The organism is Citrobacter sp. Cb028, assembly GCF_030336705.1.
GTDB classification, from domain to species: Bacteria; Pseudomonadota; Gammaproteobacteria; order Enterobacterales; family Enterobacteriaceae; genus Citrobacter; species Citrobacter braakii.
Window position 1 is genome coordinate 1375505 of record NZ_JAOWCZ010000034.1, and the last position, 16117, is coordinate 1391621.

17 protein-coding genes are annotated in these 16117 nt (G+C 53.1%); 11 read left to right on the forward strand and 6 right to left on the reverse strand.

Going from position 1 to position 16117, the window contains the following annotated elements:
• The first annotated feature begins 37 nt into the window (after positions 1 to 37).
• The 4 genes from urtB to urtE are packed head-to-tail and all read left to right on the forward strand — an operon-like array spanning position 38 to position 4190.
• Positions 38 to 1612 carry an urea ABC transporter permease subunit UrtB gene (gene urtB / locus OGV75_RS16275; RefSeq protein ID WP_286480903.1) on the forward strand — a complete coding sequence of 525 codons (1575 nt, stop codon included), beginning with the start codon at positions 38 to 40 and terminating at the stop codon, positions 1610 to 1612.
• Positions 1612 to 2685 carry an urea ABC transporter permease subunit UrtC gene (urtC, locus tag OGV75_RS16280; RefSeq protein ID WP_046276388.1) on the forward strand — a complete coding sequence of 358 codons (1074 nt, stop codon included), beginning with the start codon at positions 1612 to 1614 and terminating at the stop codon, positions 2683 to 2685. The genes urtB and urtC overlap by 1 nt, the downstream gene beginning before the upstream one ends.
• Positions 2685 to 3482, forward strand: coding sequence for an urea ABC transporter ATP-binding protein UrtD (gene urtD / locus OGV75_RS16285; protein WP_016153067.1), 798 nt, complete (start codon positions 2685 to 2687; stop codon positions 3480 to 3482). Before urtC ends, urtD begins: the two co-directional genes overlap by 1 nt.
• A gap of 9 nt (positions 3483 to 3491) precedes the next feature.
• Positions 3492 to 4190, forward strand: a complete 699-nt coding sequence (urtE, locus tag OGV75_RS16290; protein WP_286480904.1) for an urea ABC transporter ATP-binding subunit UrtE — start codon at positions 3492 to 3494, stop codon at positions 4188 to 4190.
• 40 nt (positions 4191 to 4230) lie between these two features.
• Here the strand turns inward: urtE and ydeE are convergent, their stop codons facing one another.
• Positions 4231 to 5418: an efflux MFS transporter YdeE gene (gene ydeE, locus OGV75_RS16295; protein WP_047359042.1), complete on the reverse strand. Its 1188-nt coding sequence runs from the start codon at positions 5416 to 5418 to the stop codon at positions 4231 to 4233.
• A gap of 198 nt (positions 5419 to 5616) precedes the next feature.
• On the opposite strand from ydeE, the gene eamA reads away from it, so the two are divergent.
• Positions 5617 to 6516, forward strand: a complete 900-nt coding sequence (gene eamA, locus OGV75_RS16300; protein ID WP_019076776.1) for an O-acetylserine/cysteine exporter — start codon at positions 5617 to 5619, stop codon at positions 6514 to 6516.
• 31 nt (positions 6517 to 6547) lie between these two features.
• On the opposite strand, the gene marB is transcribed toward eamA, so the two are convergent.
• From marB to marR, 3 genes are read right to left on the reverse strand one after another with little or no spacing between them, the layout of a single operon-like run.
• Entirely contained in the window at positions 6548 to 6766 is a 219-nt protein-coding gene (gene marB / locus OGV75_RS16305) for a multiple antibiotic resistance protein MarB (RefSeq protein ID WP_016153071.1), read from the reverse strand.
• Between the two features lie 30 nt (positions 6767 to 6796).
• Positions 6797 to 7180: an MDR efflux pump AcrAB transcriptional activator MarA gene (gene marA, locus OGV75_RS16310; RefSeq protein WP_003032424.1), complete on the reverse strand. Its 384-nt coding sequence runs from the start codon at positions 7178 to 7180 to the stop codon at positions 6797 to 6799.
• Positions 7181 to 7198: 18 nt separating this feature from the next.
• A complete protein-coding gene (gene marR, locus OGV75_RS16315) occupies positions 7199 to 7633 on the reverse strand; it encodes a multiple antibiotic resistance transcriptional regulator MarR (protein ID WP_016156485.1) in 435 nt (144 codons plus the stop codon).
• A gap of 257 nt (positions 7634 to 7890) precedes the next feature.
• On the opposite strand from marR, the gene OGV75_RS16320 reads away from it, so the two are divergent.
• Positions 7891 to 8556 carry a MarC family NAAT transporter gene (locus OGV75_RS16320; protein WP_016153073.1) on the forward strand — a complete coding sequence of 222 codons (666 nt, stop codon included), beginning with the start codon at positions 7891 to 7893 and terminating at the stop codon, positions 8554 to 8556.
• A 35-nt stretch (positions 8557 to 8591) separates the two neighbouring features.
• On the opposite strand, the gene OGV75_RS16325 is transcribed toward OGV75_RS16320, so the two are convergent.
• Together OGV75_RS16325 and ptrR are read right to left on the reverse strand one after the other, a co-directional pair.
• The gene (locus OGV75_RS16325; RefSeq protein WP_019076778.1) at positions 8592 to 9788 is read right to left on the reverse strand and encodes a sugar transporter; all 1197 of its coding nucleotides are present in this window, start codon (positions 9786 to 9788) and stop codon (positions 8592 to 8594) included.
• Between the two features lie 221 nt (positions 9789 to 10009).
• The gene (ptrR, locus tag OGV75_RS16330) at positions 10010 to 10885 is read right to left on the reverse strand and encodes a putrescine utilization regulator PtrR (protein ID WP_047417518.1); all 876 of its coding nucleotides are present in this window, start codon (positions 10883 to 10885) and stop codon (positions 10010 to 10012) included.
• A gap of 102 nt (positions 10886 to 10987) precedes the next feature.
• Between ptrR and sad the strand changes: the two genes are divergently transcribed.
• The 5 genes from sad (at position 10988) to OGV75_RS16355 (ending at position 16004) form a co-directional block, all read left to right on the forward strand.
• The gene (sad, locus tag OGV75_RS16335; protein WP_075848226.1) at positions 10988 to 12376 is read left to right on the forward strand and encodes a succinate-semialdehyde dehydrogenase; all 1389 of its coding nucleotides are present in this window, start codon (positions 10988 to 10990) and stop codon (positions 12374 to 12376) included.
• 175 nt (positions 12377 to 12551) lie between these two features.
• Positions 12552 to 13478: a glutaminase B gene (gene glsB / locus OGV75_RS16340; RefSeq protein WP_016153077.1), complete on the forward strand. Its 927-nt coding sequence runs from the start codon at positions 12552 to 12554 to the stop codon at positions 13476 to 13478.
• Positions 13478 to 13837 carry a DUF4186 domain-containing protein gene (locus tag OGV75_RS16345; protein ID WP_279268004.1) on the forward strand — a complete coding sequence of 120 codons (360 nt, stop codon included), beginning with the start codon at positions 13478 to 13480 and terminating at the stop codon, positions 13835 to 13837. The genes glsB and OGV75_RS16345 overlap by 1 nt, the downstream gene beginning before the upstream one ends.
• Positions 13838 to 13918: 81 nt before the next feature.
• On the forward strand, positions 13919 to 14446 hold the full coding sequence (locus tag OGV75_RS16350) for a GNAT family N-acetyltransferase (protein ID WP_200046704.1): 528 nt from the start codon (positions 13919 to 13921) through the stop codon (positions 14444 to 14446).
• A 106-nt stretch (positions 14447 to 14552) separates the two neighbouring features.
• Positions 14553 to 16004 carry a tagaturonate reductase gene (locus tag OGV75_RS16355; RefSeq protein WP_016156489.1) on the forward strand — a complete coding sequence of 484 codons (1452 nt, stop codon included), beginning with the start codon at positions 14553 to 14555 and terminating at the stop codon, positions 16002 to 16004.
• The last annotated feature ends 113 nt before the right edge of the window (positions 16005 to 16117 follow it).

The following is a 16117-nucleotide window of genomic DNA, read 5'->3' on the forward strand; positions in this document are numbered from 1 at the left end:
GCCCTCCTGCGGGAGGGCTACGCTTTGGAGAATGCTCATGAAAGCCATGCGCTTTATTCGTGGTGTGTTGTTGCTGACGTGGCTTTTGCCGTGGATAGCGCAGGCCGCAGATGCCGATACCTTTACCGTCGCCAACCGGACTCAGCAGGCCGCCTTGCTAGAACAATGGTCGGTAAAACCCGACGTTCAACGCTTGCCGGTGCTCAAAGCGCTGAGTGATGAGAACCTGCTGACAGATAACGCGAAAAACGCGTTCATCATGAACGGGTCGCACGTACAACCGCTAGGAACGGCGGCAGGTCCGAACGGCGAGCTAAAAAAAATCCGCCTGACTAACCGCCTGCGTAATCTGGTTGCCGGAACCTTGGCCGTCCACCAGCTATTAAGTGACAGCGTCACGCAAAGGAGCGGGGCAGCGCGTACATTACAGCGTGAGGCCCAGCCGGGGATGCTGCCGTTTTTGCAGCAACGACTGGCCCAGGAGCCCGATGCTGGCGTGAAATCTTTACTGGCTATTGCACTGGCAAACCTGCAACTGACCAGTACTTCGCCTGAGATCAGACGTCAGGCAATCGAACTGCTAGGGGCGTCGAACGATCCTGAAACCCAGGCGCGCCTGCAGCCATTCACCCATGCTGAACATGAACCTGATGCCCGCGTTCGTGCTGCCGCTGACGAAAGCCTGAATGCCATCGCGCATCGCATGAAGGTTGGCGATCTTCTTGGACAGGCATTTATGGGATTGTCGCTGGGCTCCATTTTGCTGCTGGCGGCATTGGGTCTGGCGATAACCTACGGCTTACTTGGCGTCATTAATATGGCGCATGGTGAGATGTTAATGCTCGGCGCTTACGGTACCTGGATGGTGCAACAGCTGATGGGCCAGTTTTTCCCGCAATGGTTGGCCTGGTATCCGGTTATTGCGCTTCCGGTCGCCTTTTTGCTTACCGCTGGGGTCGGAATGCTACTCGAGCGCGGAGTGATCCGCCATTTATACGGGCGTCCGCTCGAAACCCTGCTGGCAACGTGGGGGATCAGTCTGATGCTTATCCAGTTAGTGCGTATGTCCTTCGGCGCGCAAAACCTTGAAGTCGCTAATCCGGAATGGCTTTCCGGGGGCATTCAGGTTTATGCCAATCTGATTTTGCCGTGGAACCGAATTGTGGTGTTTGGCTTTGCCATTCTGGTGCTGTTCTTCACCTGGCTGTTGTTGAATAAAACCCGTCTCGGACTGCGCGTACGTGCGGTGACGCAAAATCGCAATATGGCGGCCTGCTGCGGCGTACCTACCGGACGTGTGGATATGCTGGCCTTTGGTCTTGGTTCAGGGATTGCCGGACTGGGGGGCGTAGCGCTCTCGCAGTTAGGCAACGTAGGACCGGAGCTGGGGCAAAGCTACATTATCGATTCGTTTCTGGTGGTGGTGCTGGGCGGCGTGGGACAACTCGCGGGGAGTGTAGCCGCTGCGTTTGGGCTTGGGATTTTCAACAAAATTCTTGAGCCTCAGGTGGGAGCTGTTCTCGGTAAGATTATGATCCTGGTGCTGATTATTTTGTTTATTCAGAAACGTCCTCAGGGGCTGTTCGCGTTGAAAGGGAGGGTTATTGACTGATGACGATGCCAATGACATTAACGCTGGCGCGTAAAGCGCCGCGCGCGACACGTATCCTGGGGCTGGGTTTACTGCTGGCGCTGATTATTCTGCCGTTTCTGGCGCTGTTACCTGCGGATCATCCGCTGGCCATATCGGTGTGGACATTGACTCTGGCCGGGAAAATTCTCTGCTATGCCATTGTGGCGGTGGCACTGGATCTGGTGTGGGGCTATGCGGGAATGCTCTCGCTGGGCCACGGTATTTTCTTTGCGCTGGGGGGATATGCGATGGGAATGTATCTGATGCGCCAGGCTTCCGGCGAAGGATTACCGGCCTTTATGTCGTTTCTGTCGTGGACCGAGCTGCCCTGGTTTTGGTGGGGAACGCAACATTTTATCTGGGCGATGTTGCTGGTTGTGCTGGTGCCGGGCCTGCTGGCGCTGGTATTTGGCTGGTTTGCCTTCCGTTCAAAAATCAAAGGGGTCTATTTCTCCATCATGACTCAGGCCCTGACTTTCGCCGGGATGTTGCTGTTTTTCCGCAACGAAACCGGCTTTGGGGGAAATAACGGTTTTACCGGTTTTACCACCATTTTGGGATTTCCGGTAACCGCGACCTCAACCCGTATCGCGCTGTTTCTGGCGACGGTCATGCTGCTGGTGCTGGCAATATGGCTGGGACTGGCGCTGGCCCGCAGTAAGTTTGGTCGAATTCTCACTGCCGTGCGCGACGCCGAGAACCGTCTGATGTTCTGTGGTTACGATCCGAAAGGTTTCAAGCTGCTGGTGTGGACGCTTTCCGCCGTGCTGTGCGGCCTGGCGGGGGCGTTGTATGTTCCGCAGGTGGGAATCATTAACCCCAGCGAAATGTCGCCGACCAACTCGATAGAAGCGGCGATTTGGGTTGCCCTTGGCGGGCGTGGAACCCTGATTGGCCCGGTATTTGGCGCCGTACTGGTGAACGGCGCTAAAAGCCTGTTTACCGTCATTATGCCGGAATACTGGCAGCTGTTTCTTGGCCTGATCTTTATTGGCGTTACGCTTTTTTTGCCTCGTGGCGTGATGGGTCTGTTTCGCAAGGGAGACAAATAATGCAGCCAGATGAAGGGCTTTTTACTCGCCAGATGCCAGGCGATCGGTTTCGCAACCAAACGGACCCGGTGCTCCAGTTGGAAAAAATTAACGTTAACTTCGATGGCTTCCAGGCGTTAACGGATCTCACGCTCAATATTGGCGTTGGGGAGCTGCGTTGCATCATTGGTCCCAACGGTGCCGGAAAAACGACGCTAATGGATGTTATTACCGGCAAAACCAGGCCGCAAAGTGGTCGGGCGATATACGATCAGTCGACCGATTTAACAACGCTGGATCCCATCGCTATTGCACGTCAGGGAATTGGGCGGAAGTTTCAGAAACCCACGGTATTTGAAGCGTTAACGGTAGAGGAGAATCTGGAGCTGGCGCTGAAAAGCGATAAATCTGTCTGGGGCTCTTTACGGGCGCGCCTCACCGGCGAACAACGGGATCGTATAGATGAAATACTGGCGCTGTTGCGGCTGGGCAACGAGCGGGCCCGCCGCGCCGGGCTGCTTTCTCACGGGCAAAAACAGTTTCTCGAAATTGGCATGCTGTTGGTACAGGAGCCGCATTTACTGCTGCTGGATGAACCCGCGGCGGGTATGACGGATGCGGAGACGGAATACACTGCGGAGCTGTTTCGTAAGCTTGCCGGGAAGCACTCGCTGATGGTTGTTGAGCACGATATGGGATTTGTCGAAACCATTGCCGATCGCGTCACGGTCTTACACCAGGGACGCGTTCTGGCTCAGGGAAGTCTGCGCGAAGTGCAGGCCAACGAGCAGGTTATTGAAGTTTATCTCGGGCGTTAAGGAGCACAGATGTTGCAGGTGAAAGAACTGAATCAATATTATGGTGGCAGCCATATTCTGCGAGGTGTGAACTTTGAGGCGCATATCGGCGAGGTGACATGTCTTCTGGGGCGTAACGGCGTGGGGAAAACGACGCTTCTGAAGTGCCTGATGGGGCTTATTCCTGCCCGCAGTGGGAGTGTGTTCTGGCAGGAGAAAAATGTCACTCACTGGAAGCCGCATCAGCGGGTCAGGGCCGGTGTGGCGTATGTACCACAGGGTCGCGATATTTTCCCGCGTCTGACGGTAGAAGAGAACCTGCTGCTCGGCCTTTCCCGTTTTTCAGCACAGGAGGCCAGACGTGTGCCGGATGATATCTATGCGCTCTTTCCGGTTCTACAGGAGATGAAACATCGGCGGGGCGGAGATTTGTCCGGCGGGCAACAGCAGCAACTGGCGATTGGACGAGCGCTGGCCAGTCGCCCGCAGTTGTTGATCCTCGATGAGCCCACGGAGGGGATCCAGCCGTCAGTGATTAAAGAAATTGGGCAGGTGATTTCTCAACTGGCGCACCGGGGTGACATGGCCATTTTGCTGGTGGAGCAGTTCTATGATTTTGCGCAGCAACTGGCCGACAAATACTTACTCATGTCGCGAGGCAGCATTATTCAAAGCGGTGACGGTAAAAATATGGAATCCGAAGGCGTTCGAGGGCTGGTCGCCATTTGAGATTCGCGACAGAGCGGCTTTGGCTCTGTCGCGATCATCATTAGCAGACCGCCGTCTGGCCCCAGGGTTTGGCGCGCATGCCTTTTATCATTAGCGCCCAGGCAAGAACGATCGCCACCATCAGCGCCACAAACAGCGACCACGGCGGCAATGTGGTTAAAATGACGCCGCTGACTAATGGGTTTACCGCTGCGCCCAACCAGCCTAACGACTGGGCGGAAAAATAGCTGGCTTTCATTCCTGCAGGCGCGATGTTGTCGATGAGCATGTATTCACCCGGCGCGTAAATGACCTCACCGATAGTGAAAAAGGCCGCAGAAATGCCCCATAACACCAGGTTGTTGCCGGAGAAGGTGAAGCCAACCAGACCGACCACAAAGAACAGCGTGCCTACAGTCATTAGCGGGCGGATATTGGTGGCGGTGAGCCTGCGCCCGAGGGCATATTGCAGTGATACCACAATGGCGGCGTTAACAGGCAGGACGACTGCCACCACTTTCTCGGCAAAATCGCCGTCTGCAACCACCATAACGTATTGCGAAATACAGGACGCAAAGGCACCACCAACGAATGACGCCAAAAATGCTGACAGCGTAAACCAGAATAATGCTCTGTCGCGCAGCAGTACCGAGGGGGACCAAACTGCGGCGTTCAAACCTTCTGATGCTGCTGGTGAACGTTTTACCCAGGTCTGGATAAACACCAGAGGGAGTGCTGAACATGCAGCAGCGAGCCAGAACGGCAGGTTAATGCTTTGCATCACCAGTAGCGTGCCCAGCGGTGGGCCTACGGTCCAGCCGATGTTCAGCACGGTATAGTTAAGCGAGAAAATTTTTGTCTTGTTGGTCGCCGAGAGATTATCGGCAAACCAGGCTTTCAGCACCGTGGCGAAGACGGAGTAGGCGCAGTTGATCAGGGCAAAGAGCAAAACCACTACCACTACGTTATGCACCAGTGGAATAGCAATAAAGCCAGAGGCAAAGCCGCAGATAGCCAGCAGCATATAGCGTTTTTTATCAAACTTGTCGGCCAGAATACCAAAGCCAAGGCTGAACACGACGCCAATGGTCAGTGCGACCGTCATCGCATAACCGATCAGGTCGACGCTCAGATTGTACTGTCGGCTGAGGTAGATCGTCATAAAGGGCAGCGTGGCGCCACGCCCAATCGTTAATAACAATGATGACGCGAGTAACGCGAGAGTGGACCTTCTCAGAGAGATATTCATTTTCCTGCCCGACAATGCATGTTGTTATGTTTTTTTTAGATATCAGAAACAAATAGCATGCTAAAAGTGTGATGTACACTCAATAAGTTGTCCGAAAATGCCCTGTGTGGCCTACCTGAATTAATGATCTGTTACGGCACAACGATTTCCGTTACTTTAATTTGTTTACAAAAATTTAATATTCGCAGGGGCGGTGGTATGTCGCGTAAAGACGGGTTATTAGCGTTACTGGTCGTTGTGGTTTGGGGGCTGAACTTTGTCGTCATCAAAGTGGGGCTACACAATATGCCACCCTTAATGCTGGCTGGGTTGCGTTTTTTACTGGTGGCATTTCCGGCGATTTTCTTTGTTGCCCGGCCGAAAATTCCGCTTTCACTGCTGCTCGGCTATGGGCTGACCATCAGTTTTGGGCAGTTCGCGTTTCTCTTTAGCGCCATCAAATTCGGTATGCCTGCCGGGTTAGCTTCTCTGGTATTACAGGCTCAGGCGTTTTTCACCATCATTCTGGGGGCATTCGCCTTTGGTGAACGTCTGCAAGGTAAACAACGGGTAGGAATTGCGCTGGCCATATTTGGCGTGCTGGTGCTGATTGAGGCCAGTCTGAACGGACAGCATGTTGGCATGCTCGGTTTTATGCTGACGCTGGCGGCGGCACTAAGCTGGGCCAGCGGTAATATCTTTAATAAAAAAATCATGCAGCATACGTCACGCCCGGCGGTGATGTCGTTGGTGGTATGGAGTGCGTTGATTCCTGTTGTCCCATTCTTCCTCGCCTCAATACTTCTCGATGGCCCAACGCAAATTATCCAAAGTCTGGTGACGATAGATATGACCACCATTCTGTCACTGGTTTATCTGGCGTTTGTGGCAACCATTGTGGGTTATGGCATCTGGGGATCTTTACTCGGGCGTTATGAAACCTGGCGTGTCGCGCCGTTGTCGCTGTTGGTGCCGGTTGTTGGACTGGCGAGCGCGGCCGTGCTGCTGGATGAAACGCTTACCGGATTACAACTGCTCGGTGCGCTGCTGATCATGGCTGGATTGTACATCAATGTGTTTGGCTTTCGGTTGCGTAAGACTGCGCAGGCGAGAGGGTAAAAAAAAGCCCCGCAGTGACGGGGCAAAAAAATTACAGGTTGCGCATATTGTAATAAGGCACACCTAATTCGTCGGATTTGTCGCTGCCTGCACCCATATGATTAAAATCGAACGGGGACCGATCGTGCGCAGGCGGCATAATCATCGCGTCACGACTGTTTTGTGTGGCAGGCTGCGCGGTCTGTTCCGCCATGCTCTGGCCCGAAACAACATACAGCAGGGCCAGCATCGCATAAGACAGAAGTTTCATGATTTCCTCGGTTACGTCGTTAACTGGCGATTAGCAATTACATTGATTGAGTGGCAGCAAATAGCGTGATTCGCCGTGCATATTCGTCATACGGTATTTATGCGGCGGAACATCAAAATAGTTTTTGAATGTCCGGGTCAGCGTTTGCTGGGACTCAAAGCCGTAACGCTCCGCCAGATAAAGGATCGGCTCGTTACTCTCTTTTAATTTTTGCGCTATTTCAGTCATTTTACGGCTACGGATGTATTGGCCCAGTGAATGACCGGTTTCTTTTTTAAACATCCGTTGCAGGTGCCATTTGGAGTAACCTGAACGCTCTGACACCTTTTCCAGCGAGAGCGGCGATTCAAGGTTATTTTCGATCCAGTCCAAAATGCTATGAATAGTGATTGTGTCAGTATTGCGTCTGGACATCGTCATACCTCTTTCTGTTTACGGCAGGATTTTCTTCAGCAAATGCTCAAGCGTGGTCACTTCATCCGCCGTTAAGTTTTTTGTTAGTTCCTGGTGCAGGTCTTGCCCTACTAATTGATGACACTGCTCGCAAATTGCCGCGCCATGCTCGGTGAGTTTCACCAGCACGCCTCGCTTGTCATGTGGATTCGGAAGCCTTTCTATCCAGCCTTTACAGGCCAGCCTGTCCAGCATCCGCGTCAGGGCGCCGAGATCGACAGACAGCACTTTTTTCAATTCGACAGGGGTAATACACACCGCGCAACGGATGGAGCAGAGCACCTTGAACTGTGATGCCGTGATATCCAGCGGTGACAGATAGTCGTTTAGCAAACGATCTTTTTTCTGATTAACCATGTAGATCAAACGACCCAGTGGGATGATTTCGTTAAACAGATCACTGGTGCTTTTCACAATGGTTGCCCTGGCAAGTAGTTAGTCACGGCTGATATTATTGCTTAGGCAAATATAAGTCAAATGAATGGGTCAGCAAATGCCACGTTTTGCTAAATCATCAGACTCAATTTTTGGCGAGTGGAATTTTAACGGTTTGAAAATTATGGCTTATACGTGCGGATGAAAAATGAATCCTTACACCGCGAAAATGGCTTATCTCCCGGATTTCACCGTATACTTGCCGTTGACGATTAACGCACAGGAAAGATGACATTATGATGGACTTGTTTAAAGCAATAGGACTGGGGCTGGTAGTCCTGTTACCGTTGGCAAACCCGTTAACCACCGTGGCGTTGTTCCTCGGCCTTGCCGGCAACATGAACAGCGCAGAGCGTAACCGTCAGTCACTCATGGCGTCCGTTTACGTGTTTGCCATCATGATGGTGGCGTATTATGCCGGACAACTGGTGATGAATACCTTCGGGATTTCGATTCCCGGGTTACGTATCGCGGGTGGGTTAATCGTTGCATTTATCGGCTTTCGAATGTTGTTTCCACAGCAGAAGGCACATGACTCTCCGGAAGCGAGAAGCAAATCAGAAGAACTGGAAGATGAACCGACTGCCAATATTGCATTTGTTCCGCTGGCCATGCCAAGCACCGCGGGTCCGGGTACGATTGCAATGATCATCAGCTCGGCGTCCACCGTGCGTCATGGGGCTGAGTTTCCGGACTGGGTGATAATGGTCGCACCGCCGATTATTTTTGCGGTGGTCGGGGTTATCCTGTGGGGCTGTTTGCGCAGTTCTGGCGGGATCATGCGCCTGGTCGGCAAAGGCGGTATTGAGGCGATCTCCCGTCTGATGGGCTTCCTGCTGGTATGTATGGGCGTGCAGTTTATTATTAACGGCGTGCTGGAAATCATTAAAACTTACGCTTAAAACAACGTGCCCGGTATTGTCTACCGGGCACGCTTTTATGAATGCTGAGGCTGCTCTTCCAGTGATACTGGCCATTTACGGAAGATAATCACCGACCATATGAACGCAACAACCGCAGGCACTGCACCTACGTAACCAATCGTAGACATTGACCAGTGCAGACTCACCTGATTTCCCACCAGTGCGCCAGCGCCTATCCCGATATTAAAGATACCTGAGAAAAGGGCCATTGCGACGTCGGTGGCATCCGGGGCCAGCGCCAGCACTTTCACCTGCATACCCAGGCCTATCAACATAATGGCGATGCCCCAGAATATACTCAGGACGGCCAGATGCATTTCGCTGTCCGCTGCGGGCAGTAACAGCACCAGGCACACCGTCAGCAGAGCAATGGCGCTACTAATCAATACGGAAGCATGTTGATTACCCAGCTTGCCAAAAATGACGCTACCGACAATACCCGCGCCACCCAGAACCAGCAGCAGCACGGTGGCAAAGTTTGCGCTCAGCCCGGCGACGGTCTGTACAAACGGTTCGATATAGCTGTAGGCCGTGTAATGTGCGGTGACCACAATCACCGTCAGCAGATACAGGCTCATCAATGCCGGACGGCGGAATAAAACCGGCAGGCTTTTTAATGAACCGGAATGCTCACTGGGTAATTTTGGCAGGAGCTTAATCAAGCAAAGTAGGGTGACTAACGCCCCCATACCGATGGCGAAGAAGGTGGTACGCCAGCCAAAATACTGACCAACGATGCGCCCGATAGGCAGGCCCAACACCATCGCCAGCGCGGTACCGGTCGCAATCAGGCTGAGAGCCTGCGCGCGTTTCCCGGCTGGAGCGAGGCGAATCGCCAGCGATGCGGTGATCGACCAGAAAATAGCGTGGGCAAAAGCAATACCGATACGACTGATCACCAGCACGGTAAAATTCCATGCCAGGAAAGAGAGAACGTGGCTGGCGATAAAAACGACAAACAGGCAGATCAGAAGTTTGCGGCGTTCTACCTGGCTGGTAAGCAGCATGAAAGGCAGCGACATCAGGGCGACAACCCAGGCGTAGATCGTCAGCATGATCCCGACCTGAGCGGTCTGCATATTAAAACTTTGTGCGATGTCGGATAACAAACCGACAGGGACAAACTCAGTGGTATTGAAAATAAAACCGGCAATGGCAAGCGTAACTACCCGAAGCCACGCGACCTTGCGGGAAACAGTGTCTGTTGTCATATCAATTAGGTGGATTAGCTGCGAAAAGGTAAGGCCACGATCTTAAAACTTTTGCTGGCTAAAATACAATCATTTCGTGATGCTGATCTCATTTCATTGACTAGGTGGCAAAATTGACTGCCGAACATTCCGCGTAATTTTAACTGTTTCATTATTAATGAAATTCCGGGCGTGTGAATTCACCCGGAACGCTATTGATGGCGTTGTTTGAGAATCGCGAATTATTCCGCGCTTTTCGACAACTGAGGGTTCAATACCTCAATAAACGCTTCCAGTTGCCTCGTCATTGCCCCTCTGCGCCAGACCAGCCACGTATTCAGCCAGCGCCAGTTTTCGCTTAGCGGCCAGGCGTGGACCTGATGGTGTCCTGGCATGCTCTCCAGCATCGAACGCGGGATCAGCGCGATACCCGCACCGGCAATGACGCAAGCCAGCATGCCGTGATACGACTCCATTTCATGAATGGTGCCGGGCATTGCGCGATCGGCATGAAACCAGCTTTCAAAATGGCGACGATAGGAACAGTTGGCGCGAAAGGCGTAAATGCTGCAACCGTTAACATCGCTGGCCCGCTGGATAGGGGGATGACCGTGCGGAGTGACTATCATCATCTCTTCACGGTAGACCGGCATTCCTTCAAGACCTGGATGAGTAATTGGGCCGTCGACAAAGGCGGCGTTCAGCGTCCCGTCGAGCACGCCGTCCAGCATCGTGCCTGAAGGACCTGTCGCCAGTGCAAACTGAATTTTGGGGTAACGCTGATTGTATTCAGCCAGCGTGGCGGGGATCCGCACAGCGGCAGTACTTTCGAGCGAGCCAAGAGAGAACAACCCCTGCGGTTCATCGCCGGCGACGACCATTCTCGCCTCGTCAACCAGGGCGAGGATCCGCTGGCTGTAGCGTAAAAAATTGTGCCCGGACGGGGAAAGCCGCAAACGCTGATTTTCACGAATAAACAGATCGACGCCAAGGTCGGCTTCAAGCTGGCGAATACGGGTGGTGAGATTGGATGGCACGCGATGCACCTTCGCGGCGGCCTGCGTAATACTGCCTGTCTCCGCGACGGCGTTAAACATTTCCAGTTGCGTCAGATCCATAATATTCTCTATTCGTGAATGGTGTGGTTAATATTATTCATTTTTCAGAAAGAGTAAATATGCGCATGATATGACCATACCCTGCGATAAAGAGAGGCACTTATGACTATCACAGCAGCAACACATGCGATTTCCGTTAACCCTACCAACGGTGAAAGGTTGGCGGCAATGCCGTGGGCCAGTACTGAAGAGATTGCACATGCGCTGAGCCTTGCCGCGAATGGCTGCCGCGAATGGAAACACACTGCCGTTGAGCACCGTGCGCAAACGCTGCGTCATATCGGGCAGGCTCTGCGTCATCGCGCGGAAGAGATGGCGCAGTGTATCTCACGTGAAATGGGGAAACCCATCAAGCAGGCGCGTGGTGAAGTTGCCAAATCAGCCGCATTGTGTGACTGGTACGCCGAACATGGACCGGCGATGCTCAACCCGGAACCTACGCTGGTGGAGAACAACCAGGCGGTGATTGAGTATCGCCCCGTTGGAACTATTCTGGCGATCATGCCGTGGAACTTCCCGCTCTGGCAGGTACTTCGCGGCGCCGTTCCAATTCTGCTGGCCGGAAATGGCTATCTGTTAAAGCATGCACCAAACGTAACCGGCTGTGCTGCGATTATCGCGCAGGTTTTTGCTGATGCGGGCGTTCCCGCGGGTGTTTATGGTTGGGTGAATGCCGATAACGCCGGGGTAAGTCAGATGATCAATGACCCGCGTATCGCGGCGGTAACGGTGACGGGCAGCGTTCGAGCCGGTGCGGCGATTGGTGCTCAGGCGGGTGCGGCGCTGAAAAAATGCGTGCTTGAACTGGGGGGTTCCGATCCGTTTATTGTTCTTAATGATGCTGACCTCGATCTGGCCGTTAAGGCGGCGGTCGCCGGTCGTTATCAGAATACCGGGCAGGTTTGTGCGGCAGCAAAGCGCTTTATTATCGAAGAAGGAATTGCGGCAGAATTTACGGCTCGTTTTGTGGCGGCCGCGAGCGCGCTCAAAATGGGCGACCCGCTGAACGAAGAAAACGATCTGGGTCCGATGGCAAGATTTGATCTGCGCGATGAGCTGCATCAGCAGGTCGAAGCCTCCCTTGCCGAAGGCGCGAGGCTACTTCTCGGCGGGGAAAAAATCGCGGGTCAGGGCAATTACTATGCCGTGACGGTTCTGGGTGATGTCACCCCGGAGATGACGGCTTTTCGTCAGGAGCTGTTTGGCCCTGTTGCAGCGATTACCGTTGCAAAGAATGCGGAACATGCCTTAGCGCTGGCTAATGACAGTGATTTCGGCTTATCAGCCACGGTGTTCACCGCGGATGAAGCTCTGGCGCAGAAGATGGCGTCACGCCTGGAGTGTGGGGGCGTATTTATCAATGGTTACAGCGCCAGCGATGCCCGCGTTGCTTTTGGCGGCGTGAAGAAAAGTGGTTTTGGCCGCGAGCTTTCACACTTTGGTCTGCATGAGTTTTGTAATGTACAGACCGTCTGGAAAAACCGCCTCTGATGTTGTGGGTGCCTCCGACGGGGGCACCGGCCTTAATTCTGCAATGTTTCTGTCTACGGCATGAATCTCACCCGCTCATGCAGACCGTGGGCAGATTCCGCCTTCCGGCCTGACGCTGCGTATTCAGCTCTGTTATACTCGCAGGCCTTTCATACCTGCGAGCAAGGAGCATGTTGTGGCCAGGGCCATGGACAATTCAATTTTAGAGACCATTGTGCAGCAGGTTCGTCCGCTGATTGGTCAGGGTAAAGTCGCTGATTACATTCCTGCCTTAGCTTCTGTCGACGGTTCAAAACTGGGTATTGCTATTTGCACCGTCGATGGACAGCACTATCAGGCGGGGGATGCGCAAGAGCGCTTTTCTATTCAGTCAATTTCAAAGGTGCTCAGTCTGGTCGTGGCGATGCGTCACTATCAGGAAGATGAGATCTGGCAACGCGTCGGCAAGGATCCTTCCGGTCATCCTTTCAACTCCCTGGTGCAGCTGGAAATGGAGCAAGGGATCCCACGCAATCCCTTTATCAACGCCGGGGCGCTGGTGGTTTGCGATATGCTGCAAGGACGTCTGAGCGCACCGCGTCAACGGATGCTGGAAGTGGTACGGGCGCTAAGCGGCGTTTCGGATATCGCCTATGATGCGACGGTGGCGCGTTCTGAGTTTGAGCACTCGGCGCGTAACGCGGCTATTGCCTGGTTAATGAAGTCCTTTGGCAATTTTCACCACGACGTGACCACCGTTTTGCAAAATTACTTTCACTACTGCGCACTGAAAATGAGCTGTGTGGAGCTGGCGCGCACGTTCGTCTTTCTGGCGAATCAGGGACATGCTTTTCATCTTGCAGAGCCCGTGGTTACGCCTATGCAGGCCCGGCAGATCAACGCGCTGATGGCGACCAGTGGCATGTATCAGAACGCAGGGGAATTTGCCTGGCGAGTGGGCTTACCGGCGAAATCTGGTGTGGGGGGCGGTATCGTGGCTATCGTGCCTCACGAGATGGCGATTGCCGTCTGGAGTCCGGAACTGGATGCGGCGGGAAATTCGCTGGCGGGTATCGCCGTGCTGGAGCAATTAACGCAACAACTGGGGCGCTCGGTTTACTGATGAACACGCTCGATCCTCTTTTTGCCCGGCTGGCGAAATCAACGTTTCGCTCGCGGTTTCGCCTTGGCCAGAAAGAAAGGCAGTATTGTCTGGATAAAGGCGCGCCGGTTATCGAACAACACGCCACGGATTTTATTGCCAAACGGCTGGCGCCCGCGTTTCCTGCCAATGACGGTAAGCAGACACCCATGGGCGGGCATCCGGTATTTATCGCTCAACATGCCACGGCGACCTGTTGTCGGGGATGTCTGGCGAAATGGCATGATATCCCTCAGGGTGTGGCGTTAAACGATGAACAGCAGCGTTACGTTGTCACGGTTATCTACCACTGGCTAGTGATCCAGATGAACAAGCCATAGATAACATAATCCTATGATATGACTCCTTGTGTTGTGCAATTGTTAAAAGCAGTATGAAGGGGTCATTCTAAGGAGAAAAAAATGGCTTCCTGTAAACCCTGTTTTGTGCTGAGCTCGGCCCAGATTCTGTCGAGAATCGATGAATTCAGCGACATCCTTGAAACATGCGTCAATGATGGCGCCTCTGTCAGCTTTATGCTCCCTTTTAGTGGTGATAAATCACGGCCTTTCTGGATAAGTGTCGCGCAAAGCGTTGACCGTGGAGAAAGGATTGTTCTGGGTACGCAGAACGCACAGGGGGTGCTTGTCGGTACCGTCCAGCTCATTATCGATCAACCCGAAAACCAACCTCATCGTGCTGATGTCGCCAAGCTGCTGGTTCACCCCTCAGCGCGGCGCGGTGGTGTTGCCCGGACGTTGATGAACGAACTCGAAAACTGCGCGCGTCAGCAAGGGAAAACGCTGCTGGTGCTTGATACAGCGACGGGGAGTGACGCTGAGTTGTTCTACCACAATTGTGGATGGCAAAAAGTAGGGGTGATACCGGACTATGCAAAAATGCCTGACGGGAAGCTGACCGGGACCACACTTTTCTACAAAACTCTCTAATTTGTCGCCGGGGATTGATCAAAACAGGGTTTCAATGTATTAAAGTTTGCTAACCTATTGGACCAATTCAATCAGGTTGTATGACTAATTAAAAAGGGAACCCATTGTGCAAACACTAAATCGTCGCGATTTCCCCGGTGCTCAGTATCCTGAACGCATTATTCAGTTTGGTGAAGGAAACTTCCTGCGCGCCTTTGTTGACTGGCAAGTCGATTTGCTGAACGAACATACCGATCTGAACGCTGGTGTAGTCATTGTTCGTCCTATCGAAAGTACCTTCCCGCCATCGCTGAGTACGCAGGATGGTCTCTATACCACCATCATTCGTGGTTTGAATGAGAAGGGCGAGGCCGTAAGCGATGCCCGTTTGATCCGTTCGGTTAACCGCGAAATCAGCGTCTATAGCGAATACGATGAGTTCCTGAAGCTGGCGCATAATCCAGATATGCGTTTTGTGTTCTCCAACACGACTGAAGCGGGCATCAGCTACCACGCGGGCGATAAGTTTGAGGATGCACCGGCGGTGAGTTATCCGGCTAAACTGACCCGACTGTTGTTCGAACGCTTCAGCCATTTTAATGGCGCGTCGGATAAAGGCTGGATTATCATTCCTTGCGAACTGATTGATTACAATGGTGATGCGCTGCGTGAACTGGTCCTGCGCTACGCTCAGGAGTGGGCGCTGCCGGAGGCATTTATTCAGTGGCTGGATCAGGCCAACGCATTTTGCTCCACGCTGGTGGACCGCATTGTTACCGGTTATCCGCGTGACGAAGTGGAGAAACTGGAAGCTGAGTTGGGCTATCACGATGCCTTCCTCGACACTGCAGAACACTTCTATCTGTTCGTTATTCAGGGACCGAAGTCATTAGCTGCAGAGCTGCGTCTGGATAAATATCCGCTCAATGTCCTGATTGTTGATGACATCAAACCGTACAAAGAACGGAAAGTGGCGATTCTCAACGGGGCACACACCGCACTGGTTCCCGTTGCCTGGCAGGCAGGGCTGGACACCGTGGGTGAGGCGATGAATGACGCAGAGATTTGCGCCTTCGTTGAAAAAGCGATTTATGAAGAGATCATTCCGGTACTGGATTTACCCCGCGATGAGCTGGCGTCTTTCGCCAGCGCGGTGACCGGTCGATTCTGCAATCCGTACATCAAGCATCAGTTGCTGTCGATTGCCCTGAACGGCATGACTAAATTCCGTACCCGTATTTTGCCGCAGCTGCTGGCAGGGCAACAGGCCAGCGGTAAGCTGCCGGCGCGCCTGACGTTTGCGCTTGCCGCGCTGATTGCTTTCTATCGTGGAGAGCGTAACGGTGAGGCTTATCCGGTCCAGGATGATGCGCACTGGGTGGCACGTTTTCAACAGCTGTGGTCCCAGCATCATGACCGCCAGATAAGCACTGAAGAGTTAGTCAAATCGGTACTGGGCGTTAAAGAACACTGGGAACAGGACCTGACTCAGGTTTCCGGACTCGTGGAGCAGGTTTCAGCCGATCTGGATACCATTCTGGCCAAAGGCATGCGTGAAGCCGTTAAGCCATTGTGCTAAGAAGACAACCCGGCTCAGGCCGGGTTTTTTATAGAACATTCTTTAGTTACAACATACTATTGTTTATTAATAACTACACCGTTCTGTAACTCCGGTGCGTGGTGGTTCTGGCA

Bases quoted from the DNA above. Each gene is read 5' to 3' on its own strand.
- urtB (WP_286480903.1), top strand. From the start codon at position 38: ATGAAAGCCATGCGCTTTATTCGTGGTGTGTTGTTGCTGACGTGGCTT.
- urtC (WP_046276388.1), top strand. From the start codon at position 1,612: ATGACGATGCCAATGACATTAACGCTGGCGCGTAAAGCGCCGCGCGCG.
- urtD (WP_016153067.1), top strand. From the start codon at position 2,685: ATGCAGCCAGATGAAGGGCTTTTTACTCGCCAGATGCCAGGCGATCGG.
- urtE (WP_286480904.1), top strand. From the start codon at position 3,492: ATGTTGCAGGTGAAAGAACTGAATCAATATTATGGTGGCAGCCATATT.
- ydeE (WP_047359042.1), bottom strand. From the start codon at position 5,418: ATGAATATCTCTCTGAGAAGGTCCACTCTCGCGTTACTCGCGTCATCA.
- eamA (WP_019076776.1), top strand. From the start codon at position 5,617: ATGTCGCGTAAAGACGGGTTATTAGCGTTACTGGTCGTTGTGGTTTGG.
- marB (WP_016153071.1), bottom strand. From the start codon at position 6,766: ATGAAACTTCTGTCTTATGCGATGCTGGCCCTGCTGTATGTTGTTTCG.
- marA (WP_003032424.1), bottom strand. From the start codon at position 7,180: ATGTCCAGACGCAATACTGACACAATCACTATTCATAGCATTTTGGAC.
- OGV75_RS16320 (WP_016153073.1), top strand. From the start codon at position 7,891: ATGATGGACTTGTTTAAAGCAATAGGACTGGGGCTGGTAGTCCTGTTA.
- OGV75_RS16325 (WP_019076778.1), bottom strand. From the start codon at position 9,788: ATGACAACAGACACTGTTTCCCGCAAGGTCGCGTGGCTTCGGGTAGTT.
- ptrR (WP_047417518.1), bottom strand. From the start codon at position 10,885: ATGGATCTGACGCAACTGGAAATGTTTAACGCCGTCGCGGAGACAGGC.
- sad (WP_075848226.1), top strand. From the start codon at position 10,988: ATGACTATCACAGCAGCAACACATGCGATTTCCGTTAACCCTACCAAC.
- OGV75_RS16345 (WP_279268004.1), top strand. From the start codon at position 13,478: ATGAACACGCTCGATCCTCTTTTTGCCCGGCTGGCGAAATCAACGTTT.
- OGV75_RS16350 (WP_200046704.1), top strand. From the start codon at position 13,919: ATGGCTTCCTGTAAACCCTGTTTTGTGCTGAGCTCGGCCCAGATTCTG.